General features: G+C 67.3%; 20 protein-coding genes. 6 read left to right on the plus strand and 14 right to left on the minus strand.

Annotated elements, in window-relative coordinates; genetic code table 11:
* Positions 1-140: 140 nt before the first annotated feature.
* Complete coding sequence (locus OG905_RS14925; RefSeq protein WP_328669871.1) at positions 141-2273, plus strand: S9 family peptidase; 2133 nt, start codon at positions 141-143, stop codon at positions 2271-2273.
* Positions 2274-2517: 244 nt separating this feature from the next.
* Here the strand turns inward: OG905_RS14925 and OG905_RS14930 are convergent, their stop codons facing one another.
* Positions 2518-3537, minus strand: coding sequence for a hypothetical protein (locus OG905_RS14930; protein WP_328669873.1), 1020 nt, complete (start codon positions 3535-3537; stop codon positions 2518-2520).
* Between the two features lie 415 nt (positions 3538-3952).
* Between OG905_RS14930 and OG905_RS14935 the strand changes: the two genes are divergently transcribed.
* The 5 genes from OG905_RS14935 (at position 3953) to OG905_RS14955 (ending at position 10145) form a co-directional block, all read left to right on the plus strand.
* The gene (locus tag OG905_RS14935; RefSeq protein WP_443043945.1) at positions 3953-4993 is read left to right on the plus strand and encodes an ABC transporter permease; all 1041 of its coding nucleotides are present in this window, start codon (positions 3953-3955) and stop codon (positions 4991-4993) included.
* Positions 4994-5083: 90 nt separating this feature from the next.
* A complete protein-coding gene (locus tag OG905_RS14940) occupies positions 5084-6874 on the plus strand; it encodes an ABC transporter substrate-binding protein (RefSeq protein ID WP_328669875.1) in 1791 nt (596 codons plus the stop codon).
* A gap of 78 nt (positions 6875-6952) precedes the next feature.
* Positions 6953-7930, plus strand: a complete 978-nt coding sequence (locus tag OG905_RS14945) for an ABC transporter permease (RefSeq protein WP_328669877.1) — start codon at positions 6953-6955, stop codon at positions 7928-7930.
* 9 nt (positions 7931-7939) lie between these two features.
* On the plus strand, positions 7940-9013 hold the full coding sequence (locus tag OG905_RS14950; RefSeq protein ID WP_328669879.1) for an ABC transporter ATP-binding protein: 1074 nt from the start codon (positions 7940-7942) through the stop codon (positions 9011-9013).
* A 13-nt stretch (positions 9014-9026) separates the two neighbouring features.
* Positions 9027-10145 (plus strand): ABC transporter ATP-binding protein, encoded by a 1119-nt coding sequence (locus OG905_RS14955; protein ID WP_328669881.1) that lies wholly within the window; start codon positions 9027-9029, stop codon positions 10143-10145.
* 59 nt (positions 10146-10204) lie between these two features.
* Here the strand turns inward: OG905_RS14955 and OG905_RS14960 are convergent, their stop codons facing one another.
* The 13 genes from OG905_RS14960 to OG905_RS15020 form a co-directional block, all read right to left on the minus strand.
* Positions 10205-11251 (minus strand): ABC transporter ATP-binding protein, encoded by a 1047-nt coding sequence (locus OG905_RS14960; protein ID WP_328669882.1) that lies wholly within the window; start codon positions 11249-11251, stop codon positions 10205-10207.
* On the minus strand, positions 11244-12218 hold the full coding sequence (locus OG905_RS14965; RefSeq protein ID WP_328669883.1) for an ABC transporter ATP-binding protein: 975 nt from the start codon (positions 12216-12218) through the stop codon (positions 11244-11246). The genes OG905_RS14960 and OG905_RS14965 overlap by 8 nt, the downstream gene beginning before the upstream one ends.
* 10 nt (positions 12219-12228) lie before the next feature.
* Positions 12229-13215 carry an ABC transporter permease gene (locus tag OG905_RS14970; RefSeq protein ID WP_328669885.1) on the minus strand — a complete coding sequence of 329 codons (987 nt, stop codon included), beginning with the start codon at positions 13213-13215 and terminating at the stop codon, positions 12229-12231.
* Positions 13208-14131 (minus strand): ABC transporter permease, encoded by a 924-nt coding sequence (locus OG905_RS14975; protein WP_328669887.1) that lies wholly within the window; start codon positions 14129-14131, stop codon positions 13208-13210. The genes OG905_RS14970 and OG905_RS14975 overlap by 8 nt, the downstream gene beginning before the upstream one ends.
* Before the next feature lie 72 nt (positions 14132-14203).
* Entirely contained in the window at positions 14204-15835 is a 1632-nt protein-coding gene (locus OG905_RS14980; RefSeq protein ID WP_328669889.1) for a peptide ABC transporter substrate-binding protein, read from the minus strand.
* A 172-nt stretch (positions 15836-16007) separates the two neighbouring features.
* Positions 16008-16580: a tetratricopeptide repeat protein gene (locus tag OG905_RS14985; RefSeq protein ID WP_328669892.1), complete on the minus strand. Its 573-nt coding sequence runs from the start codon at positions 16578-16580 to the stop codon at positions 16008-16010.
* A 59-nt stretch (positions 16581-16639) separates the two neighbouring features.
* Positions 16640-17305, minus strand: a complete 666-nt coding sequence (locus tag OG905_RS14990; protein WP_328669895.1) for a hypothetical protein — start codon at positions 17303-17305, stop codon at positions 16640-16642.
* Entirely contained in the window at positions 17298-17810 is a 513-nt protein-coding gene (locus OG905_RS14995; protein WP_328669897.1) for a SigE family RNA polymerase sigma factor, read from the minus strand. Before OG905_RS14995 ends, OG905_RS14990 begins: the two co-directional genes overlap by 8 nt.
* Positions 17811-17955: 145 nt before the next feature.
* Positions 17956-19104: an ABC transporter ATP-binding protein gene (locus OG905_RS15000; protein WP_328669899.1), complete on the minus strand. Its 1149-nt coding sequence runs from the start codon at positions 19102-19104 to the stop codon at positions 17956-17958.
* Positions 19097-20155 (minus strand): ABC transporter ATP-binding protein, encoded by a 1059-nt coding sequence (locus OG905_RS15005; RefSeq protein ID WP_328669902.1) that lies wholly within the window; start codon positions 20153-20155, stop codon positions 19097-19099. Before OG905_RS15005 ends, OG905_RS15000 begins: the two co-directional genes overlap by 8 nt.
* A gap of 14 nt (positions 20156-20169) precedes the next feature.
* Positions 20170-21123, minus strand: coding sequence for an ABC transporter permease (locus OG905_RS15010; protein ID WP_328669905.1), 954 nt, complete (start codon positions 21121-21123; stop codon positions 20170-20172).
* A complete protein-coding gene (locus OG905_RS15015) occupies positions 21116-22048 on the minus strand; it encodes an ABC transporter permease (RefSeq protein ID WP_328682348.1) in 933 nt (310 codons plus the stop codon). The genes OG905_RS15010 and OG905_RS15015 overlap by 8 nt, the downstream gene beginning before the upstream one ends.
* Positions 22049-22219: 171 nt before the next feature.
* The gene (locus tag OG905_RS15020) at positions 22220-23860 is read right to left on the minus strand and encodes a peptide ABC transporter substrate-binding protein (RefSeq protein WP_328669907.1); all 1641 of its coding nucleotides are present in this window, start codon (positions 23858-23860) and stop codon (positions 22220-22222) included.
* Between the last annotated feature and the right edge of the window lie 322 nt (positions 23861-24182).

The raw sequence follows: 24182 nt of genomic DNA on the forward strand, positions 1-24182 counted from the left end.
AGATATTTGGTCGGGACGGGCAGGTTGCATGTGCCAGGGGGTTCATACCCACCTTGCGCTACGGATCATAACTATCCGTTCCCACGCATCGATCGGTGCACAGCAGCACACGGGGGCGCACGAACGCTAGGTTCGGTCGCATGACGACGAAGCTGCAGCTCTCCTTCCCGCGTCAGTACGCCAGGACCCAGCGCTTCACTCTCGGCGCCCCGCGCTCCTTCACGGTGTCGCCGGACGGCTCCCGCGTGGTGTTCCTCCGGTCGCCCTCCGGGACCGACCGGACGGGCCGGCTCTGGGTGCTGGATCTCGACGGCGAGGCACGCAGGCCCCAGGAGCGGCTCGCCGCCGATCCGCAGGCGCTGCTCGGCGGGGCGAAGGAGAAGCTCTCGGCCGAGGAGCTGGCCCGGCGGGAGCGCAGCCGCGAGGGTTCGGCGGGCATCGTCGGCTACGCGGTGGACCAGGCGGTCGAGTTGGCGGCGTTCACCCTTTCCGGGCGGCTGTACGCGGCGGAACTGCGGGCCGGTACCGCCCGCGAACTGCCCGTGCCCGGACCGGTGATCGACCCCCGACCCTCCCCCGACGGCCGGCACATCGCCTATGTGACGCGCGGCCAACTGCGCCTGACCGGCGCGGAGGGCGAGGGGGACAGGGCGCTGGCCGAGCCGGAGGACGAGCACACCACGTACGGCCTGGCGGAGTTCGTCGCGGCCGAGGAGATGGACCGCTCGCGGGGCTTCTGGTGGGCGCCCGAGTCGGACCGGCTGCTCGTCGCGCGCGTGGACGAACGGGACGTAAGGCGCTGGTGGATCTCCGACCCCGCCCATCCGGACCGGGAGCCGGAGCAGGTGCGGTATCCGGCGGCGGGCACGTCCAATGCCGAGGTGCGGCTGTTCCTGCTCACGCTGGACGGGGAGCGTACGGAGGTGAGCTGGGACCGGTCGCGCTATCCGTATCTGGCCCGGGTGCACTGGTCGGCGGCGGGCGCTCCGCTGCTGCTCGTCCAGGCGCGCGACCAGCGGACCCAGCTGTATCTGGCGGTGGACCCGGAGACGGGCACCACCAGGACGGTTCATGTCGACGAGGACGCGGTGTGGCTGGATCTGTTCCCCGGGGTGCCTGCCTGGGCGCCGGACGGGCGCCTGGTGCGGATCGCGGACGAGGGCGGCGCCCGGGTGCTCGCGGTCGGTGACCGGACGCTGACGGGGGCACAGCTGCAGCTGCGGGCGGTGCTCGACATCGGCGAGAACGATGTTCTGGTGTCCGCGGCTGCGGGCGAGGAGGCCGCGGATCCGGAGATCGGCGAGATCCATGTGTACAGGGTCAACGAGCTGGGGATCGAGCGCGTCTCGGAAGGGGCCGGCGTGCACTCGGCCGTACGCTCCGGCGGGGTGACGGTACTGGCCTCCTCACGCACGGAGGTGAGCGGGACGTCCGTGCAGGTGCTGCGGGACGGCAAGCCGGTCGCGACGGTGGCCTCGTACGCCGAGCAGCCCGTACTGTCCGCGCGGGTGCGGCTGGTGGAGGGCGGGCGGCGGATCCCCTGCGCGGTGCTGCTGCCGACCGGCTACCGGGAGGCGGACGGGCTGCTGCCCGTACTGATGGATCCGTACGGGGGACCCCACGGCCAGCGTGTGTACGCGGCACACAATCCGTATCTCACCTCCCAGTGGTTCGCCGACCAGGGCTTCGCGGTGATCGTCGCGGACGGCCGGGGGGCTCCCGGGCGCTCCCCCCGCTGGGAGAAGGCGATCAAGGACAACTTCCCGCTGACCCTCGACGACCAGATCGAGGCCCTGCACTCGCTCGCCGGGGCGTTCCCGCTCGATCTGGACCGCGTCGCGATCCGCGGCTGGTCGTACGGCGGCTACCTGGCGGCTCTCGCGGTCCTGCGCCGCCCGGACGTCTTCCACGCGGCGGTGGCGGGGGCGCCGGTGACGGACTTCCGGCTGTACGACACGCACTACACCGAGCGCTATCTCGGCGATCCGGCGGAGCAGCCGGAGGTGTACGCGGCGAACTCCCTTGTCACGGACGACGGGTTGACAGCGCCGGAGAACCCGGCGAGGCCGCTGATGATCATTCACGGTCTGGCGGACGACAATGTGGTGATGGCGCATACGTTGCGGTTGTCGTCGGCGTTGCTGGCGGCGGGGAGGCCGCATGAGGTGCTGCCGCTGAGCGGGGTGACGCACATGACTCCGCAGGAACAGATCGCGGAGAACAGGCTCCTTCTCGAGGTGGAGTTCCTGAAGCGCGCGCTGGGTCTGCGGTAGGCGGTGCCGCTGCGCGGGGCCTTTTCCCACCCCGCCCCTTCCCGAACCGGGGCTCCGCCCCGGACCCCTTGCGGGGGCTCCGCCCCCGGACCCCCCTCAAACTCCCCCAGACTTCGTCCGGGGGGACCCCCAAGGGGCTGGATTTTCAGCCCGTCCGGCGTTTGAGGACACGCGCGAAGCGCGTACGGGGTCTGGGGGCTTGCCCCCAGTTACGGGAAGGGGCGGGGTGGGGAACAACCCCCCGCTACCACCCCGGCGGTGGCGAGCTCGGCGGCGGTGGCCCGAACACCCCGGCCGACCCCACCTGCCGCGCATCCGCCACCCCGTCCTCCTCCCCCCGCCGCCCCAGCGCAACCAGCAGCGTCATCCCCGCCGCCACCTCGAACAGCCAGGACAGCACCAGCAGTTGATCCCGCGTCGGCAGATCACCGAGCCGGGTGAAGAGGTCGTTCCGTACCGCGATGTCAACACCCCGGCCGCCCGTGCCGAGCACGAGCACCCCCGCCACCAGGCCCAGCGGCCGCGAGTAGACCGTGTGGAAGAGCGCGCCGATCGCCGCGACCAGCGCGAGCGCCACGGTCACCGCGGTCAGCCACCCGGGCGGTGTCCCGAGCAGCGGCATCAAGACCGTGTCGTTGCCGGTGAAGCGGTCGAGAGAGCGCGAGCCGCCGATCTCCCGCGCCGTGTAGACCTCCCAGGCCGCCAGGACCGCCGCCGCCGTGCCGAGGAGCAGGAAGGCGAGCACGGACACCCCCTGCGTGGGCCTGGTCGGCGTCCGTTCGTGGGCCGCCAAGGGGCCACGCACGGTGTACGGGTCGTACGCAGCGGGCGCCCGCCGTCCCGCGGCGGCCGTGATGATCAGCCCCAGGCCGAGCCCCATTGCAGCGAAGGCGCAGTACAGCGCCCTGGTGCGCAGCTCGTCGGTGGCGCGCTGTCCCATCCAGGAGGAGCTGAGCACCCACAGCCCGGGGAGCCGGACGGCGAGGGTGACCACTCCGGCCGCCACCAGCGCGGCAGCCGCGACGGGTGAGCGCAGAGCGGCGACGGCCACGGTGAGGTACACCGCGAGCAGCACCAGATCCTCGAGGGTGGTCGTCATCGGGGCGGAGGCACTGACGCCGCCCGCGTTCCCGGTCCAGAACCGCCACAGGTCGAGCGGGTCGTCCACGGTGGTGAGATCGCGGGCGATCCACACACCGACGACGATCGCGAGGGCGGCGCACAGCACGGTGCCGGTGATCCGGGCCCCCCGCGTAAAAGTCACAGTGCGATGTTGCATCGCTCCACTGCGCTGAACAAGGGCCCGCACGGCGCGGGCGACCGGCCGGAGCCACATGGCGAGCCCCAGCCGGTCTACGGCACCCGCACGGCCGTACGCTGTTCAGCGTGGCGCGTTCGTATATCGGAGTTGCGACAGTCAAGTTGCCTGCATGTTAACGAATTTGATGGGCATTTATTGAGCTATGTCGCCCACCCCGACCGAGTGTCAAGCACGTCGCCACCTCGATCTGCAAAACGTTCGCTCAAGAAGCGCACCGACATCCCGCCTTTCGCCTCCTGGCTCTTGACTGGCACTGACAACGATTGCCACAGTCCGCTCAACCAGCAGCGTTTTCCGACCTCTTGACAGTACGTCAGTCATGAACCGCGAGTCATGAATTGCGGGGGCGAGCAGAAACGTGACGATTCCATCCCGTGGCGAGTTGGCCGAAGCGGCCACCGATCCGGCCACCGCGGCCGGTCCGCTCCCTGCCGCCCTGACCAAGCAGGAGCAGACCCTGGTCGGCCGGTCCCCCGGCCAGCTGGCATGGCGCCGCTTCAAACGCGACCGTACCGGCGTACTCGCCGCGTACATCGTGCTGTTCTTCTTCGTCGTCGCGGCTCTCGCCCCGGTGATCGGCTGGCTGTACGGAAAGGATCCGTACACCACCTATGGCCTCGACCGACCTGAACTGCTCGATCCGATCACCAGCTATCCGGTGAAACCGAATGGCGGCATCGACGGTGAATTCTGGTTCGGAATCGAACCGAGGCTGGGCCGCGATGTCCTCATGCAGCTGGTGTACGGAATCCGCACCTCGCTGCTGATCGGTCTTGCCGCGACCATTCTGTCCACCGTCACCGGAATCCTCGTCGGAGTGACCGCCGGCTATATGGGCGGCCGTACCGACTACTTCCTGGGCCGGTTCATCGATCTGCTGCTCTCCTTCCCGCAGCAGCTCTTCTTCGTGGCCTTCATGCCGGTGGTGACCGCGCTGTTCGTCAGCCCGCAGAAGGAGACCCCGACCTACTTCAGGGTCACCGCGCTGGTCCTTGTGCTCTGGCTGCTGGGCTGGATGACCCTCGCGCGGCTGCTGAGAGCCCAGGTACTGAGCCTGCGCGAACGGGAGTTCATCGAAGCGGCCAAGGTCACGGGGGCCCCGCCCTGGCGCATCATCCGCAAGGAGCTGCTGCCGAATGTGACCACGCCGATCCTGGTGCAGTCCACGCTGATGCTGCCCAACTTCGTGACCCTGGAGGCCGGCCTCTCGTTCCTCGGCGTGGGCCTGGTGGAGCCGACGCCCGACTGGGGCCGGATGTTCGCCAAAGGCGCCGACTTCTACGAGGGCGACATCACCTACATGTTCTTCCCCGGCATCGCGATGGTGATCTTCGTGGTCGCCTTCAACCTGCTCGGGGACTCGGTCCGGGACGCCATCGACCCGAAGACCAAGCACTGACGTACATCCCTGGGCACGTCGCGAGGCACAGCGCAAGGCACGTCGCAAGGCACTGAGTGTTCCGTCCGACGAGGCAGGTGCATGGAGACCATGACGTCCACCATTCAGCGAAGAGTGCGGATCTCGGCCCTTTCGGTCGCCGCCGGAGCGCTTGTGCTGTCCGCGTGCAGCAGCGGCGGCGGGGGTGACAGCAAGGACAAACAGTCCAAGGAACCCGAGCTCAAGCAGCAGACCATCAGCATCGGCACCGCCCAGGACTCCACCGGGCCCGCCCCGGACCTCCCGGGCGCCAAGCCGGGCGGCACGGTCTCCGTGCTCCAGCGTGACGCCTTCGAGCATCTGGACCCCGGCCAGATCTATGTCAGCGACGAGCTGATCATGCAGACGCTGTTCAATCGCACGCTCACCACCTACAAGATCGACGACAAGACCGGGAAGGTGACGCTGGTCGGCGACCTCGCCACGGACACCGGCAAGTCGTCGGACGGCGGCAAGACCTGGACGTACACCCTCAAGGACGGGCTGAAGTTCGAGGACGGCACGCCGATCACCTCGAAGGACATACGGCACGGCGTGGAGCGGTTGTACGCCAAGTACCAGGTCAGCGGCCCGACTTATCTGCAGCAGTGGCTCTCGGGATCCGGGCAGACCTTCCGGAAGGCACTGCCGGACGGCCCGTACAAGGGCAAGCATCTGCCCGACAGCGTGCTGGCCACGCCGGACGACAAGACCGTTGTCTTCCACTTCGGTCAGCCGCGCGCCGAAGTGCCCTTCGCGGTCGCCATGCCGAACATCACCGCGGTGCCTGCGGCCAAGGACACCCAGGAGAAGTACGACAAGGCGCCGGTGGCCTCGGGCCCGTACAAGATCCAGAACTTCAAGCCCGACAAGAGCATCGAGTTCGTCAGGAACACCAACTGGGACCCGAAGACGGACGCCGTACGCCATCAGTACGCGGACAAGTTCTCGGTCACCTTCGGGCACCAGTGGGTGGACTCCACCCGCCGGCTCGTCGCCGGGCAGGGCGCCGACAAGACGGGCATGAGCTTCACCAACGCGGTCGACCCGTCACTGATCTCGACGGTGCTGGGGAACAAGGAGGCGATGGCGAGGTCGTTCACCAAGACCCAGCCCTACGTGGACGTCGTCAGCTTCAACATGGACCGGCTCAAGGACAAGCGGGTACGTCAAGCGCTGGCCTGGGCCTGGCCGTCCGGGCAGGTGCTCCAGCAGTACGGCGGCGTGAAGGCCGGCGAGGTCGCCGGCGGCCTGGTCGGCCCGACCCTCAAGGGCTACCAGCCCTTCGATCCGTATCAGAAGAAGAAGTACCCGGCGGGCAACCCGGAGAAGGCCAAGGCGCTGCTGAAGGAGGCCGGCCAGGAGGGCAAGACGATCGTCTACGCCTACGCCAACACCGGTCCCGCCCAGAACGCCGCGGTGGTCGTCGAGCGGGCGCTGGAGAAGGCCGGATTCCAGGTGGAGAAGAAGGAGATCGACTCCACCACGTACTACACACAGATCGGCAAGGTGAAGAACCAGTTCGACGCCTACCGCTCCTCGTGGGGCGCCGACTGGCCGTCCGCCTCGACGGTCGTGCCGCCGCTGTACGACGGCAAGAACATCTACGACGACTCGGCGAACTACTCGCACCTCAACGCCCCGGCCATCAACGCCGACATCGCCAAGGCGGAGAAGATCGGCGACATCGACCAGGCCGGCAATGAGTGGATCAAGATCAGTCAGAAGATTCTCACCGACGAGGTGCCGCAGGTGCCGATCTTCTACAACCGGCTGTTCACGCTGTGGGGCTCGGGCCTCGGCGGGGTGAAGTTCCACGAGCCGTACGGGGCCGTGGACCCGACCGCCGTCTTCGTCAAGTAACCGACCGGAACACCGGATCGGCTCCCCGCCCGCTCCTGGGGCGGGGGCCGGTCCCTCTCACCGGAAGCCCGCGAAGCCATGCTGAGATTCCTCGTCCGCCGCACGCTCGGTGCCCTCGTCATCCTTCTGGTGATCAGCGCGGTCACCTTCTTCCTCTTCTTCGCGCTGCCCGCCGAACCCGCCCGGCTGGCCTGCGGAAAGAACTGCGATCCCGCCGCGCTCGCGCTGATCAACAGCAACCTCGGCCTCGACAAGCCGGTTCCGGTGCAGTACTGGGACTTCATGGTGGGGATCTTCGCGGGCCGCGACTTCTCCGTCGGGCACTGCGACGCGCCCTGCTTCGGCTACTCGTTCGTCAATCAGGAATCGGTGTGGGGCACGATCCTCGACCGCTTCCCCACCACGCTCTCGCTGGCCTTCGGCGGCGCGGCCGTCTTCCTCACGGTCGGCGTGGGTATCGGTCTGCTGGCCGCCGCGCGCCGTGGCACCTGGGTCGACAAGTTCTTCAGCTCGCTGTCGCTGCTCGGCTCGTCGCTGCAGATCTACTTCGTCGGCGTGCTCTGTCTGGCGCTGTTCGTCTCCAATCTGGGCTGGCTGGACCAGCCCGAGTACCGCCCGATCACCGAGGATCCGGCCGGGTGGTTCACCGGGATGATCCTGCCCTGGCTGGTGCTCTCCATGATCTTCGTCGCCAACTACAGCCGGCTGGCCCGGTCGTTGATGGTCGAGCAGTTGCAGGAGGAGCATGTCCGGGCGGCCCGCGCGAAGGGGCTCGCCCGCCGGACGGTGTTCTTCCGGTACGCCATGCGGGGCGCGGTCGCCCCGGTGCTGACCATCTTCGGCATGGACCTCGGCTCGCTGCTGGGCGGCGCGATGATCACCGAGGTCACCTTCACGCTGCACGGCATCGGCCGGCTGGCCGTGCAGTCCGTCCAGCTCACCGATCTGCCCATGCTGATGGGCGTGATGCTGGTGAGCGCGGCGGCCATCGTCTTCTTCAACATCGTCGTGGACGCCGTCTACGCCCTGCTCGATCCGCGTGTGCGGCTGGCATAGGAGTCTTGAGTGACCACGCTGACCAAGACCGATCAGCCGGCATCCCCCGCGGCCGACGGCCCCTTTCTCTCCGTACGCGATCTGCACGTCCACTTCTCCACGGAGGACGGCATCGTCAAGGCGGTCGACGGGATCTCGTTCGATCTGGAGCGGGGCAAGACGCTCGGCATCGTCGGTGAGTCCGGCTCCGGGAAGTCCGTCACCAATCTCTCCATCCTCGGTCTGCACGATCCGAAGTTCACCGAGACCTGGGGCGAGATCGTGCTGGACGGCGAGGAGTTGACCGGAGCCGGGGAGCGGACGCTGGAGCGGCTGCGCGGCAACAAGGCGGCGATGATCTTCCAGGACTCGCTCACCGCGCTCTCGCCGTACTACACGATCGGACGGCAGGTCTCGGAGCCGTTCCGCAAGCACACGGGAGCCTCCAAGCGGGAGGCATGGGCCCGGGCGGTTCAGATGCTGGAGAAGGTCGGCATTCCGCAGGCAAAACTGCGGGCGCACGACTATCCGCACCAGTTCAGCGGTGGCATGCGGCAGCGGGCGATGATCGCCATGTCGCTGGTGTGCAATCCGGAGCTGCTGATCGCCGACGAACCGACGACGGCGCTGGATGTCACCGTGCAGGCGCAGATTCTCGATCTGCTGCGCGATCTCCAGCAGGAGTTCGGCTCGGCGATCATCCTGATCACGCACGACCTGGGCGTGGTCGCGAATGTCGCCGACGATCTGCTGGTGATGTACGCCGGGCGGGCGGTCGAGCGGGGTTCGGTACGGGAGATTCTGCGCGATCCTCAGCATCCGTACACCTGGGGTCTGCTGGGGTCGATGCCGCGGCTCGGCTCGGACGTCTCGGAGCTGCTGACGCCGATTCCGGGGGCGCCGCCGAGTCTGCTCGCGCCGCCGTCGGGCTGTCCGTTCCATCCGCGCTGCGGCTACCCGTCGATGGTCGGTGGCGCAGGGACACCCCCTAGGTGTGAGGAGGAACGGCCGGAGCTGCCCCCGGGACGAGGCTCCGCCTGCCATCTGACGGACGAGCAGAAGCGAACGGTCTTCATCGAGCAGATCAAGCCCCGGCTGGGTTAGGGAGAGACGCGACATGGCGCACGAAGCCACCATCCCGGCCCCCCGTGACCGGGCGCCCGCGGGCGGCGACGTCCTGATGACGGCGCAGGGCCTGACCAAGCACTTCCCGATCCTCGGCGGGTTTCCGTTCAAGCGGCGGATCGGGTCGGTACAGGCGGTCGACGGCATCGATCTGACGCTGTACGAGGGCGAGAGCTTCGGGCTCGTCGGCGAGTCGGGGTGCGGCAAGTCGACGACGGGCCGTCTGCTGACCCGTCTCCTCGAGCCGACCGCCGGGAAGATCACCTACCGGGGCCAGGACATCAGCCACGCGGACCGCAAACAGCTGGCACCGGTCCGCTCCCAGATCCAGATGATCTTCCAGGATCCCTACTCCTCGCTGAACCCCCGCCAGACGGTCGGCAAGATCATCTCCGGCCCCATGGAGATCAACGACATCCGGCCGCGAGGCGGCCGCGAGAACAGGGTGCGGGAGCTGCTGGAGATCGTCGGTCTCAATCCCGAGCACTACAACCGCTTCCCGCACGAATTCTCCGGCGGTCAGCGCCAGCGGATCGGCGTCGCGCGGGCGCTGGCGCTGGAGCCGAAGCTGATCGTGGCGGACGAGCCGGTGTCCGCACTCGATGTCTCCATCCAGGCGCAGGTGGTCAATCTGCTTCAGGAGCTCCAGGGGGAGCTGGGGATCGCGTTCCTCTTCATCGCCCACGACCTGGCGGTGGTACGGCACTTCTCGCAGCGGGTCGCGGTGATGTACCTGGGCAAGGTGGTCGAGGTGGGCGACCGTGAGTCGATCTACTACCGTCCCCGCCATCCGTACACCCATGCGCTGCTGTCGGCGGTCCCGGAGGCGGCACTGACGGACGAGGCGGAGGCGCACTCGCAGGAGCGGATCCGGCTGGCGGGTGACGTTCCGTCACCGATCGAACCTCCGTCGGGCTGCCGCTTCCGTACGCGCTGCTGGAAGGCTCGACAGAAGTGCGCGGCCGAGGAGCCGCCGCTGGTGCGGATCGAGGGGAACCGCGACGGCCATCTGACGGCCTGCCACTTCCCGGAGGACCCGACGCGGGAACGGGAGGAGGAGGTCATCCTCGACCCGGCGCTGCGCGCGGCGGAGGACCTGGCCGACGACTGAGCCGCGCTCAGCCCGCCGTAGGGCCGGCCCGCCTTGCCGAACGGCGGCGCCGGCCCGCGTCACTCCCCGCCCAGCTCGTCCTCCCCCGGCACGACGCGTACCTCCTCCGCGAAGTGGCACGCCGACGCATGCTTCGCCGGCCCCTCCGCCAGCCGGAACACCGCGGGCACCTCCAGCAGCGGCACCTCCAGCTCGCACCTCTCCTGCGCCTTCCAGCAGCGCGTACGGAACCGGCAGCCCGAGGGGATGTTCGCCGGGGAGGGGACGTCGCCGTACAGGATGATCCGCTCGCGGTGCTCGCGCGCCTCCGGGTCCGGCACCGGGACCGCGGACAGCAGCGCCTGCGTGTAGGGGTGGGTCGGATGGTCGTAGATCTCCTCGTCCCTGCCGATCTCCACCACCCGCCCCAGATACATCACGCCGACCCGGTCCGAGATGTGCCGCACGATCGACAGGTCGTGCGCGATGAAGACATAGCTCAGGCTGAACTCGCTCTGCAGACTGTCCAGCAGGTTGATCACCTGGGCCTGCACGGACACGTCGAGCGCCGAGACGGGCTCGTCGGCCACGATGATCTCCGGCTGGAGCGCGAGACCGCGTGCGATGCCGATGCGCTGGCGCTGACCGCCGCTGAACTGGTGCGGATAGCGGTTGATGTACTCGGGGTTGAGCCCGACGACGTCGAGCAGATCCTGGACCTTGCGCCGCCGGTCGCCCTTCGGCGCCACCTCGGGATGGATCTCGTACGGCTCACCGATGATGTCCCCGACCGTCATCCGCGGATTGAGCGAGGTGTACGGATCCTGGAAGATCATCTGGATGTTCCGCCGGACCGCCTTCAGGGCGCGGCCGGACAGTCTGGTGACGTCCTCGCCCTTGTACCGGATCGTCCCTGCCGTCGGCTCCTCCAGATGCACCAGCATCTTGGCGAGCGTGGACTTTCCGCAGCCCGACTCACCCACGATGCCGAGCGTTTCGCCCGCCACCAGATCGAGGTCGACGCCGTCCACCGCCTTGACCGCGCCCACCTGCTTCTTGAAGAGGATGCCCTGGGTGAGCGGATAGTGCTTGACCAGGCCGCGGACCTGAAGGATCGCCTCAGCCATTGAGCTGCTCCTCCCAGAAGTGGCAGGCGCTCCTGCGGTTCTCGGACACCTCGTACAGCGGCGGCTCGTCGGTCCGGCACACGTCCCGGGCCAGCGGACAGCGCGGATTGAAGGCACAGCCGGGCGGGATTCTCATCAGGTTCGGCGGCAGGCCCTTGATCGCGTACAGCTGCTCGCCCTTCTGGTCCAGACGCGGGATCGAGTCGAGCAGCCCCCTGGTGTACGGATGGGCGGGGGCCTTGTAGATGTCGTGGACCGGGGCGGTCTCGACGATCCGTCCCGCGTACATCACCGCGATCTTGTCCGCGACGTCCGCGACGACACCGAGGTCGTGGGTGATCAGGATGAGCCCCATGTTGAGCTCGCTCTGGAGCGTGGCCAGCAGATCCATCACCTGTGCCTGGACGGTGACGTCCAGCGCGGTCGTCGGCTCGTCCGCGATGATCAGCGAGGGCTCCAGCGCGAGCGCCATGGCGATCATGATGCGCTGGCGCATACCGCCGCTGAACTGGTGCGGATACTGCCCCACCCGCTCCCTGGCCGCGGGGATGCCCACCCGCTCCATCAGCTCGACCGACTTGGCGCGCGCGTCCTTCCTCGACATCCCGCGATGGACGGTGAACATCTCGCCGAGCTGGTCGCCCACACTCAGCACCGGGTTCAGGGACGAGAGCGCGTCCTGGAAGATCATGGCCATCCCGGCCCCGCGGATCTTGCGCCGCTCGTCCTCCTTGAGCTTCAGCAGATCCTGTCCCTGGAAGAGGACCTCGCCGCCGGTGATCTTCCCCGGGGGCATGTCCAGGATGCCCATGACCGCCTGTGCGGTGACGGATTTTCCGGAGCCCGACTCGCCCAGCACGGCAAGGGTCTCCCCCTCGTCCACGGTGTAGTTGACGCCGTTGACGGCCTTGGCCACCCCGTCCTGAGTACGGAACTCCACGTGCAGATCGCGCACTTCGAGCAACATGGCGGGCTCCTCAGCGCAACTTGGGATCGAGGGCGTCGCGCACCGCGTCGCCGAGCATGATGAAGGCGAGCACGGTGATCGCCAGCGCGCCCGCCGGCCAGAGCAGCATGTGCGGGGCGTTGCGGATGTACGGCGAGGCGGAGGAGATGTCGATGCCCCAGGACACGGTCGGCGGCTTGAGGCCGACACCGAGGAACGACAGGGTCGCCTCCAGGGAGATATAGGTGCCGAGCGCGATGGTCGCCACGACGATCACGGGAGCGACGGCGTTGGGGCCGATGTGCCGCAGCAGCATGCGGGAGTTGGACGCGCCGAGCGCCCGCGCCGCCTGGACGTAGTCGTTCTGCTTCGCCGTGATGACCGAGCCGCGCGCGATACGGGAGAGCTGGGGCCAGCCGAGCAGCACCATGAAGCCGACGACCGGCCAGATGGTGGAGCTGGAGACGACGGACAGGAAGACCAGACCTCCAAGAATCACCGGGATGCCGAAGAAGATGTCGGTGAGCCGGGACACGAGCCCGTCCCGTGCCCCGCCGTAGAAGCCGGCGATACCGCCCAGGACGGAACCGATCAGCGCGACACCGACGGTGGCGCAGACGCCGACCGTGACCGAAGCCCGGGCGCCGTAGACAGTACGGGTGTACACGTCACAGCCCTGCCCGTTGAAGCCGAAGGGGTGACCGGGCTGGGAACCCTGCTGAGCCTTGGCGAGATCGCAGTGAAGTGGACTCTGCGTCGTGATCAGCGAAGGCCAGATGGAGATGATCACCAGGAAGACGATGATCAGGCCGGAGATGATGAAGATCGGGTTGGTCCGCAGATCGCGCCAGGCGTCGGACCACAGACTGCGGGGCTTCTCGGAGGGCCCGGTGCCCATCGGGCCGCCGGGAGTCTTCTCCAGCGTCTCACCCTCGGTGGTCGCGAGGTCCATCGTGCCACCCGCGCCGGTGCCTGCCATGGCCCCGCCGTTGGAGTACGGCTGCTTCGGCTCAGGCATACCGGATCCTCGGGTCGAGTACGGCGTACAGGAGGTCGACCAGCAGATTCGCCACCAGGAAGATGATGACGAGCACGGTCACAAAGCCGACGACGGTCTGGGTGTTCTGGCGCACGATGCCCTGGTAGAGCTCGTAGCCGACGCCGTGGATGTTGAAGATGCGCTCGGTGACGATCGCGCCGCCCATCAGGGCGCCCACGTCGGCGCCGATGAAGGTGACCACCGGGATCAGTGAGTTTCGCAGCAGATGGCGGCGGACGACCCGCCCTCTGGGGAGCCCCTTCGCCTTCGCGGTGCGGACGTAGTCGGAGCGGGCGTTCTCGGCGATCGAGGTCCGTGTCAGCCGGGTGACGTAGGCGAGCGAGACCGAGGCGAGCACAAGGCCGGGGATCAGCAGCTCGCCCAGCGGCGCCTCCGGTGAGACGGCGGGCTTGATGAGGCCCCACTCGACGCCCAGCAGCAGTTGGAGGACGAGACCCATGACAAAGGTCGGGATCGAGATGACCACCAGAGTGAGCAGCAGCACGCCGGAGTCGACGGGACGGCCGCGCTTCAGCCCGGTGATCACACCCAGGGTGATGCCGATGACGATCTCGAAGAAGATCGCGACGAGGGTGAGCCGGATGGTGACCGGGAAGGCCTCGGCCATCAGCTCGGTGACTTCCTGGCCGTTGAACGCGGTGCCGAAGTCGCCGGTGAAGACATTGCCCATGTAGGTCAGGTACTGCTGCCACACCGGCTTATCGAGGCCGAACTCCTTGCGCAGTTGTGCGGCCGTCGCCGGGTCGCACTGCCGGTCGCCGCAGAGGCCCGCGATGGGGTCGCCCATGACGTTCACCATGAGGAAGATCAGCAGCGTGGTGCCGAAGAAGACCGGAATCATCTGCAGCAGACGCCGGATCACATAACGTCCCATCAGGGCTCCGGGGGTCGTGGGAAGGGGGACGGCCCGGCGCGCAGGGGACGCCGGGCCGGTTTCCTTCCGCCGTCAGCTGACCTTGATCTCGTTGTAGACGGGCACGCTGAAGGGGTTCAGCGCGACATTGGAGACACGTTCCGAGTAGCCGGCGCTGCCGTTCTGGTACCAGAGCGGGATGGCGGCCATCTGGTCGCGCACGACCTCCTCGGCCTGCTGGAAGATCTCGACGGCCTTCGCCGTGTCGGTCTCGGCGTTGGCCTTGTCGACGAGCTTGTCGAACTCCGCGTTGGTCCACAGGCCGTCGTTGGACGAGGCGTTGGTGTAGTAGAGCGGCTGCAGGAAGTTCTGGATGAGCGGGTAGTCCATCTGCCAGCCGGCGCGGAACGGACCGGGCATCTTGTGCTGCCCGATCTGGTTGCGGAAGTCGGCGAAGGTGCCGATGGGGTTGCCGACGCAGGCCTGGTCGTTGCCCAGCGCGTTGTTGATGCTGTTGCAGAGGGCGTCGACCCACTCCTTGTGCGAGCCGGTGTCCGCGTTGTACGAGACCTTCAGCTGGCCGCCCGGGATGCCGCCCCCCTCCGTGACCAGCTTCTTCGCCTCGGTGGGGTTGTACTCACAGGCCGTACCGCACAGGGTCTCGCTGAAGCCGCCGTCCGCACCGAGCACCGGCGAGGTCCAGTCCTTCGCGGGCGTACGCGTCTTCTGGAAGATCGTGTCGGTGATCTGCTGGCGGTTGATCGCCATGGACAGGCCCGTGCGGACCTTGGCGGCGTTCGGGGTGTCCCAGGCCTTGTCGTAGTACGGGAAGGCGATGGTCTGGATGATGCCGGCCGGGGTGTTGATGTACCGGTCTCCGAGGTCCGCCGAGACATTCTTGAGCTGCGCGGCCGGCACATCGTCGACGAGGTCGAGGTTGCCGGCGGTCAGGTCGGTGTAGGCGGTGTTGTTGTCGGTGTAGACAATCAGGTCGATTCCGCCGTTCTGCGCCTTGTCGGTGCCCGGGTAGTCGTCCCACGTGCGCATGGACAGCTGCGAGCCCTTGGCGTACGACGCGACCGTGTACGGGCCGTTGCCGATGGGCTTGGAGAGCCAGGTGTCGTGGTTGTCGAAGAACGCCTGGGGCAGTGGCGAGAAGGCGGAGTAGCCGAGGGTGTCGGGGAACGTGGAGAACTTCTGGTTCAGCTTGACCGTGAAGGTCTGGTCGTTGACGACCTTCAGCCCGGAGAGCGTCTGGGCGGTGGCCTGCCCTGTATCCGGGTGGACCTGGGCGTAGCCGTCGATATAGCCGAAGAAGTAGGCGTTCTTCTGGTTGTTCTTGAGCTGGGCGCCGTAGTTCCAGGCATCCACGAAGGACTTCGCCGTGACCTTCTCGCCGTTACTGAAGGTCCAGCCGTCCTTGACGGTGATCGTGAAGTTGACCGAGTCCGTGGTGACGATCTTCTCGGCGAGCATGTCCTCGGCCGCGCCGGTCTTCGCGTTGTACCGCTTGAGTCCGCGGAAGAGCATGTCGAGGACCTTGCCGCCCTGGACCTCGTTGGTGTTCGCGGGCTCCAGCGGGTTCTGCGGATCACCCCAGGAGGACTTCACGATCCCGTCGGCGCCACCGCCGCCGCCGCTGTCGCTGCCGCCGCCGCAGGCCGTCGCCGCGAGGGCGACAGCCACCGCGCATGCGGCGAATCTGGCGTGCGTGGCTCCACGCATGGAGTGCCTCCCGAGTCCTGAGCCTTACTTAGGACCGAATATCACTCCATGCGCGACTTAACGCACTTTCAGGGCATCCAGGTGGATGGTAACGCTGCCGGGCGAGTGACCTCCCGCGTGTCGACGGCGTACCGCAGGGCCGTCCCGTGCACAGGGCGAGCGCCCGCGTCGTTCACCGCACGAGTGCCGCCGTGTCCTCTTGCTCAGGAGTACCGAGAATGCCGAACACGCCGTGCGCCTGCCGCCAGGCGGCCTGAGCGGCCTGCTCATCACCGGCCGCCCTGCGCGCATGCCCCAGGGTGATGAGGGTGCGGGCGTGCTCGAGGCGCTGCCCCGACCGGTACGCGAGTTCCAACGCCAGATCGCACGACCGCAAGCACTGTTCCCCGTCGCCCATACCGAGGTGGATGGCGCCGATCAGCCCATGCAGCCTGGGAAGATCAAGGGGGCTGCCCTTGAGCGCCTCCTGCAGAGCCGGCCCGGCTTCTTCTTGCGCCTGCCGGTACCGCCCAAACCGGTGGTGAACCCTCGCACTCACCATGCGTATCCCGACGCGGCTCACATCCGAGCCCTCGGCGATCTTCCGTGCCGCCTCGATATGAGCCTCAGCGCTGTCGATGCGGCCGAGAGACAGTTCCGCCCCTGCCATTCCGGTGAGCGAATCGACCTGGCAGGTCTGGTTTCGACACGGCCTCGCGGTGATGTGACGGATCGCACCGCGCCAGGCATGAACCAACAGACCCAAGGGCGGCCCATCCCGGGGGAATGGGCCGCCCTTGCATGCAGTCAGGACATCCGGTCCGCTCACTCCTTGCCGGTCTGCACTTCGATCACCGAGATCCACTTCGGGCCGGTGTCGATGTCGACCCGCAGCCACGGACCGCCTCTGGTTGTGCCCGCGTAGGAGGCATCCGCGCCCGTGCCCAGGGGCCCCAGACCGCAGGCGGCGAGTGCGTCCTTCAGCCGCTCCAGCTCACGGGCAGCCTGGGCGGCGCTGCCGTAGTCGGCATAGCGGTGGCGGGCGACGGCCCCACCGTCCCCCTGGTAGACGGCGGTGTACGCGACCTGGTCGAGCTTGTCCGGCGAGGCCGGAGGCGCCACCGGGCAGGCGTCGTTGAAGCCCACGCGCGGGAACCGGTCACCGGTCTCACCGGCCGGCTTGTCGTCCAGCTTCCAGTGCCACGTGTCGTACAGCGGCACATCGCGGTCAGCCACTTCAGTGAACTCCTCGCCCGTCTTGTACGGGTTACGGTCGGCGACCGGCGGGGGTGTGTGCATCCCGGCGGGCCGCACCTCCTGCTGCCCGCCGCCCTGCGCCAGCGCCCACGACATCCCTCCCGCCAGACCAACCGCCACGGCGGCCACGCCTGCCCGCAGCCGCACGCGCCGCCGGTTCCCCCGCGCACGTACCTCCGCGGCGCTCGGCATCCGCAGTGTGACGTCGTCCAGCAGCTCCTCGACCTCAGCCATGGCTGACAACCCCCTCCGACGGGACAGTGGTATCGGCGAGCCGCTCGCCGAGGATCTTCCGGGCCCGGCTGAGCCGGGTGCGTACAGCACCGCTGGAGGCGCCCGTCTCGCGAGCCACCTGCTCCACCGGCAGGTCGAGAAGGTGATGCAGGACCACCACCTGCCGCTGGTCCGGGGTCAGTTCGCGCAGCGCCCCGATCAACGCCACACGGTCCGCGGACAGTTCGGGAGAGTTCCCCGGCGGCCCGTGTCTGAGATGCGCGAGCAGACGGTTGCGGGTCCTGCGCCAGGTGCTGATCGCCAGCCGTGCCGCGACCGTGCGCACCCACGGCAGCGGATCCCCCTCACGGGTCAGCCGGTCCCACCGCTGCCAGGCGCGCACGTACGCCTCCTGCACGGCGTCCTCGGCTTCCGCGAGATCGCCGGTGACGGCATAGATCGTGGCAACCACGCGCTTGGCCGTAGCCGCGTAGAACGCGTCGAACTCGTCCGACTGCGTCGGCATCTTCCCTCCGCTCCTTGTCCGTTCGTCCCTTCTGCCATGAACACGCCTGGGAGCCGACGGATGTTACGCACGACTTTTCGGGCCGTACGCAACGAAGGGCGCCCGGACCACATGGTCCGGGCGCCCTTCGTTCAGGCACAGAGCACTACGCCGCGTGGACGACGTCCTTCTCCTCGGCGAAGTGGCACGCGGACTCGTGTGCCGCCGGGGTGTCGGCGCCCTTGAAGCGCTCGGGGATCGCCAGCAGCGGGACCTCCGTGGCGCACTTCTCCTCGGCCTTCCAGCAACGGGTGCGGAAGCGGCAGCCGGACGGCGGGTTCGCGGGCGACGGCACATCGCCGACGAGGATGATCCGCTCGCGGCCCTCGCGGGCGGCCGGGTCGGGAACCGGGACCGCCGACAGCAGCGCCTGGGTGTAGGGGTGCGTCGGGTGGTCGTAGATCTGCGTGTCCGTACCGATCTCGGCCATCTTGCCGAGGTACATCACGCCGACCCGGTCCGAGATGTGCCGGACGATCGACAGGTCGTGGGCGATGAAGAGGTAGGAGAGGTTGAACTCGTCCTGCAGCTTCTCCATCAGGTTGATGACCTGAGCCTGGACCGAGACGTCCAGGGCCGAGACCGGCTCGTCGCAGATGATGATCTCCGGGTTGAGCGCGAGGCCGCGGGCGATGCCGATGCGCTGGCGCTGGCCGCCGGAGAACTGGTGCGGGTACCGGTTGATGTACTCCGGGTTGAGACCCACGACGTCCAGGAGCTCCTGGACCTTGCGGCGGCGGTCACCCTTGGGCGCCACCTCCGGGTGGATGTCGAAGGGCTCCCCGATGATGTCGCCGACCGTCATGCGCGGGTTCAGCGAGGTGTACGGGTCCTGGAACACCATCTGGATATTGCGGCGTACGGCCTTCAGCGCGCGGCCGGACAGCCTGGTGATGTCCTGGCCCTTGTAGAAGACCTCGCCGGCGGTCGCCCGCTCCAGCGTCATCAGCAGCTTGGCGACCGTGGACTTGCCACAGCCGGACTCGCCGACGATGCCGAGCGTCTCACCCTGGTAGAGATCGAAGGAGATCCCGTCCACGGCCTTGACCGCACCCACGTTCTTCTTGAACAGGATGCCCTGGGTCAGCGGGAAGTGCTTGACCAGGTTACGGACCTGAAGGATCGGCTCACCCTGCGAAACGGGCGCCTCGATGGCGGCGACCGCCTCGGCCTCGGTGGCGGCGTCGACCGTCTCGACGTCGGTGACGTTCGGGGTGGCGTCCATGGGCTCGTCGGACTTGTTGAGCTCAGCCATGGATCGTCTCCTTCCAGAAGTGGCACGCGCTGCCGCGGCCGACCAGTTCCGTGCCGTCCTGCTCGGAGACCGGAAGCAGTGCCGGGATCTCGGAGCGGCAGATGTCCTCCGCCATCGTGCAGCGCGGGTTGAACGCACAACCGGACGGTACGCGCAGCAGGTTGGGCGGCAGACCCTTGATGGCGAAGAGCTCCTTGCCCTTCTGGTCCAGGCGCGGGATGGAGTCGAGAAGGCCGCGGGTGTACGGGTGCGCGGGGCGCTTGTAGAGCTCGTGCACCGGGGCGGTCTCGACGATCCGGCCCGCGTACATGACCGCGATCTTGTCCGCGACGTCGGCGACCACGCCGAGGTCGTGGGTGATCAGGATCAGACCCATGTTGTACTCGCGCTGGAGTTCCGCGAGCAGGTCCATGACCTGAGCCTGGACCGTCACGTCAAGAGCCGTGGTGGGCTCGTCGGCGATGATCAGGTCCGGCTCCAGGGCCAGCGCCATGGCGATCATGATGCGCTGACGCATACCGCCGGAGAACTGGTGGGCATAGTCGTTGACCCGGGCCGCGGCGGCCGGGATCTTGACCCTGTCCATCAGCTCGACGGCCTTGGCCTTGGCCTCCTTCTTGGACAGGCCCTCATGGACCCGGAACATCTCGGCGAGCTGGTAGCCCACGGTGAGGACCGGGTTCAGCGAGGAGAGCGCGTCCTGGAAGATCATGGCGATCTTGCGGCCACGGATCTGCCTGCGCTCCTCGTAGGACATCTTGAGCATGTCCTGGCCGCGGAAGAAGATCTCTCCCTGCGGGATCCTGCCGGGCGGCATGTCGAGGATGCCCATGATCGCCTGCGCGGTCACGGACTTGCCGGAGCCGGACTCGCCGAGCACGGCGAGCGTCTCACCGGCGTTCACGCTGTAGTTGACGCCGTTGACCGCCTTGGCCACACCGTCACGGGTGTGGAACTCCACGTGCAGGTCGCGGACTTCGAGGAGCGAGCCCTCGTAGTCGTTGCCGTCGCGCGGGGCGGGGACAGACGCGGTCTTGTCAATGATGGTCATGTCGTACGCCCTCCTCAGCGCAGCTTGGGGTCGAGGGCGTTGCGGACGGCTTCGCCGAGCATGATGAACGCCAGAACGGTGATGCTCAGCATGATCGAGGGGTACAGCAGGATGTGCTGCGCCGTCCGGATCTGCTGGACACCGGTGGAGATGTCGACGCCCCAGGAAACGATGGGCGAGGACAGGCCCAGACCCAGGTACGACAGGGTCGCCTCGGCCGAGATGTAGCCGCCGAGGGCGATGGTCGCGACGACGATCACCGGGGCCATGGCGTTCGGCAGGATGTGCCGGAACAGGATCCGAGTGGTGCCGGCGCCGAGGGCCTTGGCGGCCTGGACGTAGTCGGCCTGCTTGATGGTGATCACCGCACCACGCATGACGCGGGTGATCTGGGTCCAGCCGAGGAACGCGAGGGCGAAGACGACCACCCAGATGGTGCGCTGGGTGAAGGACTGCAGCACGACCATGGCGCCGAGCAGGAACGGGATACCGAAGAAGATGTCGGTGACCCGCGAGAGGATCGCGTCGACGATGCCGCCGAAGTAGCCCGCGATCATGCCCATGATGCCGCCGACGATGGTGGTGATCAGGGTGACGCAGATGCCGACGATGACCGAGGCACGGGTGCCGTAGATCAGTCGGGCGTATACCGGGCGTCCCTGGCCGTCGTAGCCGAGCCAGCCCTCCGAGCCGACGCTGCCGAGCTCCGGCTTGCCGAGGTAGTGGTGCACCAGGTCGCCGACCGTGGGCGAGGCACTGGTGAACCAGCCCGGGAAGGCCGTGATGACCAGCAGGAAGAAGATCAGAACCGACGACACCAGGAAGTAGGGGTTACGGCGCAGATCCGCCCAGGCGTCTCCCCACAGGCTGCGCGCCTTCTCCGGCTTCTGGGGCGCGGGGGCGGCGGCGGAGGGCGGCGCGATGGCGTCCTCGGTCGCGACAGCCGCGGTCTTGGTCACGTCAGGCATAACGGATCCTCGGGTCCAGGACCGCGTACAGCAGGTCGATGAGCAGGCTGGTGACGAGGTAGACGAGCACCAGGATGGTGACGAGGCCGACCAGGGTGGTGCCCTCACGTCGGCTGATCGACTCGTAGATGACGCCGCCGATGCCCTTGACGTTGAAGATGCCTTCGGTGACGACCGCACCGCCCATCAGGGCGCCGATGTCGGTGCCGAGGAAGGTGACGACGGGGATCATCGAGTTGCGCATCAGGTGGACACCGATGATCCGGCGCTTGGGCAGACCCTTGGCCACGGCAGTGCGCATGTAGTCGGCGCGCAGGTTCTCCGCCATCGAGGTGCGGGTGAGCCGGGCGACGTAGGCGAGCGAGAGGCCGCCGAGCACGATGGCCGGCGCGATCAGCTCGGACCACTTCTGCTCGTTGCTCACGTTCGGCGACATCCAGCCCAGCTCGAAGGCGAAGACCAGCTTGATGATGAAGCCGAGGACGAACACCGGAATCGAGATGATCAGCAGAGTGAAGATCAGGATCCCGTTGTCGGCGAGGCGGCCGGCCCGCAGACCGGCGATGACGCCGAGGCCGATGCCGAAGATGAGCTCGAAGGCGAAAGCCAGCGCCGCGAGTTGCAGGGTGATGGGGAACGCGTCGCCCAGCACGTCGGTGACCGGCCGCCCATTGCGGATCTGGTTACCGAAGTCGAAGTGCAGGACGATATTGGTCATGTAGTTCCAGTACTGCTCCCAGATTGGGAGATCCAGCCCCAGTTCGTGTCTCTTCGCGGCGAGAGTCGCCGGGTCGACGCCCTTGTCGCCGAACAACCCCGCCACGGGGTCGCCCGGGAGGCTGTAGACCATGAAGAAGATCAGAAAGGTTGTCCCGAGAAAGACCGGGATCATCTGGAGCAGTCGTCGTGCGACATAGCGCCCCATCATGCCTCCGTTGAGATGTGACAGCAGCAGCCGACGAGCCCTCCCACGGCATCCGCACCCCAGTGGGTACACGAATGCCGTGGAAGGGCCCCCCAGCCGCTGCGTAAGAGCCAGGTGTGGGAACTGACCTGTCGTCAGCCCTGCACCGGCGTGCGGACTACGCTTGGGCGATTACTTCTTGACCTCGACGCCGGTCAGGATCGGGTCACCGTCCTGGCCGTACTTCACGCCGGAGACCTTCTCCGAGTAGCCCGCGTTGACCTTGTAGTACCAGAGCGGGATCGACGGCATGTAGTTGACCAGGTCCTTCTCGATGGCCTGGAACTGCTTCACCGAGTCGTCGAGCGTCGCGGCGCTGTCAGCAGCCGCGATCTTGGCGTCGAGCGCCTTGTTGGAGAATCCGCCCTGGTTACCCGCCGCGCCCGTACGGAACAGGTCGCTGATGAAGTTGGAGTTGACGGGGTAGTCAAGCACCCAGCCGGAGCGGTAGATCGACTTGACCTGCTGGCTCTTACGAGCGGTCAGGTCGGCCTGGAAGTCCGGCTTGCTGTCACCGGTGCACTTGACGCCGGTCGCCTGGGTGATGCTGTTGCAGACCGCGTCGACCCACTCCTTGTGGCCGCCGTCCGCGTTGAACTGGATGAAGATCTCGTTCTTCGGGACGCCGCCGCCGGCCTTGATGAGCTCCTTGGCCTTGGCGGGGTCGAACTTGGTGACGTCGCCCGCGGCGTTCTCCTGGTAGCCCACGACGCCCTTGGCGACCCAGCCCGTGGCCGGCTCGCGGGTACCCTGCAGCACCGTCTTGGTGATGGTGTTGCGGTCGATGGCCATGGACAGACCCTGGATGACCTTCGGGTCGACCGCCTTCGGCTTCTTCCACTGGTCCGCGTAGAAGGCGATGGCCAGCGTCTGGATCGCGGAGTACGCCTGGTCGACGGCGCGGTCGCCGAGGTCCTGGCGGTAGACCGGGAGGTCCTTCGGGCCGATCTGACGCAGGACGTCCACGTTGCCGGACTTCAGGTCCTCGTAGGCGGCCTCAAGGGTGGTGTAGTTCTTGAAGACCACACCGCCGTTCTTCGCCTTGTTCGAGCCCTTGTAGGCGTCGTACCGGACGATCTTGATCTGCTTCTTGTGGTCCCAGCTCTCGAACTTGTAGGGACCGTTGCCGACCGGCTTCTCGCCCGCAGCCTTGGGGTCCTTGTAGAAGGACGCCGGCAGCGGCGCGAAGACGATGTAGGCAAGCTTGTGACCGAAGGCCGGGACGGCACTCTTCAGCTCGATGGTGAAGGTGCTGTCGTCGACGACCTTCAGGCCCTCCATGGCCTGGGCGGTCGGCTTGGCGCCTTCCTTCTCCGGGTGCAGGGCGTCGAAGCCCTTGATGTCCGCGAACCAGGAAGCCAGGCCCTGGGCGTTGCTGATGTTGGCGTTCCAGTTCCACGCGTCCACATAGGACTTGGCGGTCACCGGGGTGCCGTCGTGGAAGGTCCAGCCCTTCTTGAGCTTGACGGTCCACTTCTTGGAGTCGGTGGTCTCCACCGACTCGGCGTTGATCATCTCCAGCGAGCCGTCAGCCTTGTAGTCGACCAGGGTCGAGAACAGGCCGGCCATGACCGCGGAGCCGTTGGACTCCATCGTGTCACCGGTGTGCAGGAGCTTCTCCGGCTCACCCAGCTCGATCGAGAAGATCCCGTTCGGGTCAACTCCACCCTTGGCGCTGGAACCACTGTCCTTGTCTCCGCCACCACAGGCGGTTGCTGCCAGGGCGACGACTATTGCACCCGCTACCCACTTGGCGCTCTTGGCACCGCGCATGGGTTCCTCCTCATGAGTCCACTTGTCACTACAAGAGGGGCACGTTCTACGCGCGCTGACACCCCTGACAGCGTGAACGTCAAGTGCCCCGAGTGTGCTCGTGAGTCGGCACTCCCCACAGCGCCTGACCCGTTGACCCGAGCTCAATGGAGCCAACTATTGAGTACGCCCGGGCCATTAACCACACTTTATGGGTCTCGTTTTGACAACATCGCCGGACCCCGAGTGCCCGAAATCCGGACAAACTGAGCACAGACAGACACACGCGAAACGGACCCTTAACACACGTTCCGGAGATCAGCGTCCGATATACGGACGATCG

Origin of the sequence: Streptomyces sp. NBC_00322, assembly GCF_036147535.1 — a bacterium.
Taxonomy (GTDB): Bacteria; Actinomycetota; Actinomycetes; order Streptomycetales; family Streptomycetaceae; genus Streptomyces.

Bases quoted from the DNA above. Each gene is read 5' to 3' on its own strand.
- OG905_RS14925 (WP_328669871.1), top strand. From the start codon at position 141: ATGACGACGAAGCTGCAGCTCTCCTTCCCGCGTCAGTACGCCAGGACC.
- OG905_RS14940 (WP_328669875.1), top strand. From the start codon at position 5,084: ATGACGTCCACCATTCAGCGAAGAGTGCGGATCTCGGCCCTTTCGGTC.
- OG905_RS14945 (WP_328669877.1), top strand. From the start codon at position 6,953: ATGCTGAGATTCCTCGTCCGCCGCACGCTCGGTGCCCTCGTCATCCTT.
- OG905_RS14955 (WP_328669881.1), top strand. From the start codon at position 9,027: ATGGCGCACGAAGCCACCATCCCGGCCCCCCGTGACCGGGCGCCCGCG.
- OG905_RS14960 (WP_328669882.1), bottom strand. From the start codon at position 11,251: ATGGCTGAGGCGATCCTTCAGGTCCGCGGCCTGGTCAAGCACTATCCG.
- OG905_RS14965 (WP_328669883.1), bottom strand. From the start codon at position 12,218: ATGTTGCTCGAAGTGCGCGATCTGCACGTGGAGTTCCGTACTCAGGAC.
- OG905_RS14970 (WP_328669885.1), bottom strand. From the start codon at position 13,215: ATGCCTGAGCCGAAGCAGCCGTACTCCAACGGCGGGGCCATGGCAGGC.
- OG905_RS14975 (WP_328669887.1), bottom strand. From the start codon at position 14,131: ATGGGACGTTATGTGATCCGGCGTCTGCTGCAGATGATTCCGGTCTTC.
- OG905_RS14980 (WP_328669889.1), bottom strand. From the start codon at position 15,835: ATGCGTGGAGCCACGCACGCCAGATTCGCCGCATGCGCGGTGGCTGTC.
- OG905_RS14990 (WP_328669895.1), bottom strand. From the start codon at position 17,305: ATGGCTGAGGTCGAGGAGCTGCTGGACGACGTCACACTGCGGATGCCG.
- OG905_RS14995 (WP_328669897.1), bottom strand. From the start codon at position 17,810: ATGCCGACGCAGTCGGACGAGTTCGACGCGTTCTACGCGGCTACGGCC.
- OG905_RS15000 (WP_328669899.1), bottom strand. From the start codon at position 19,104: ATGGCTGAGCTCAACAAGTCCGACGAGCCCATGGACGCCACCCCGAAC.
- OG905_RS15005 (WP_328669902.1), bottom strand. From the start codon at position 20,155: ATGACCATCATTGACAAGACCGCGTCTGTCCCCGCCCCGCGCGACGGC.
- OG905_RS15010 (WP_328669905.1), bottom strand. From the start codon at position 21,123: ATGCCTGACGTGACCAAGACCGCGGCTGTCGCGACCGAGGACGCCATC.
- OG905_RS15015 (WP_328682348.1), bottom strand. From the start codon at position 22,048: ATGGGGCGCTATGTCGCACGACGACTGCTCCAGATGATCCCGGTCTTT.
- OG905_RS15020 (WP_328669907.1), bottom strand. From the start codon at position 23,860: ATGCGCGGTGCCAAGAGCGCCAAGTGGGTAGCGGGTGCAATAGTCGTC.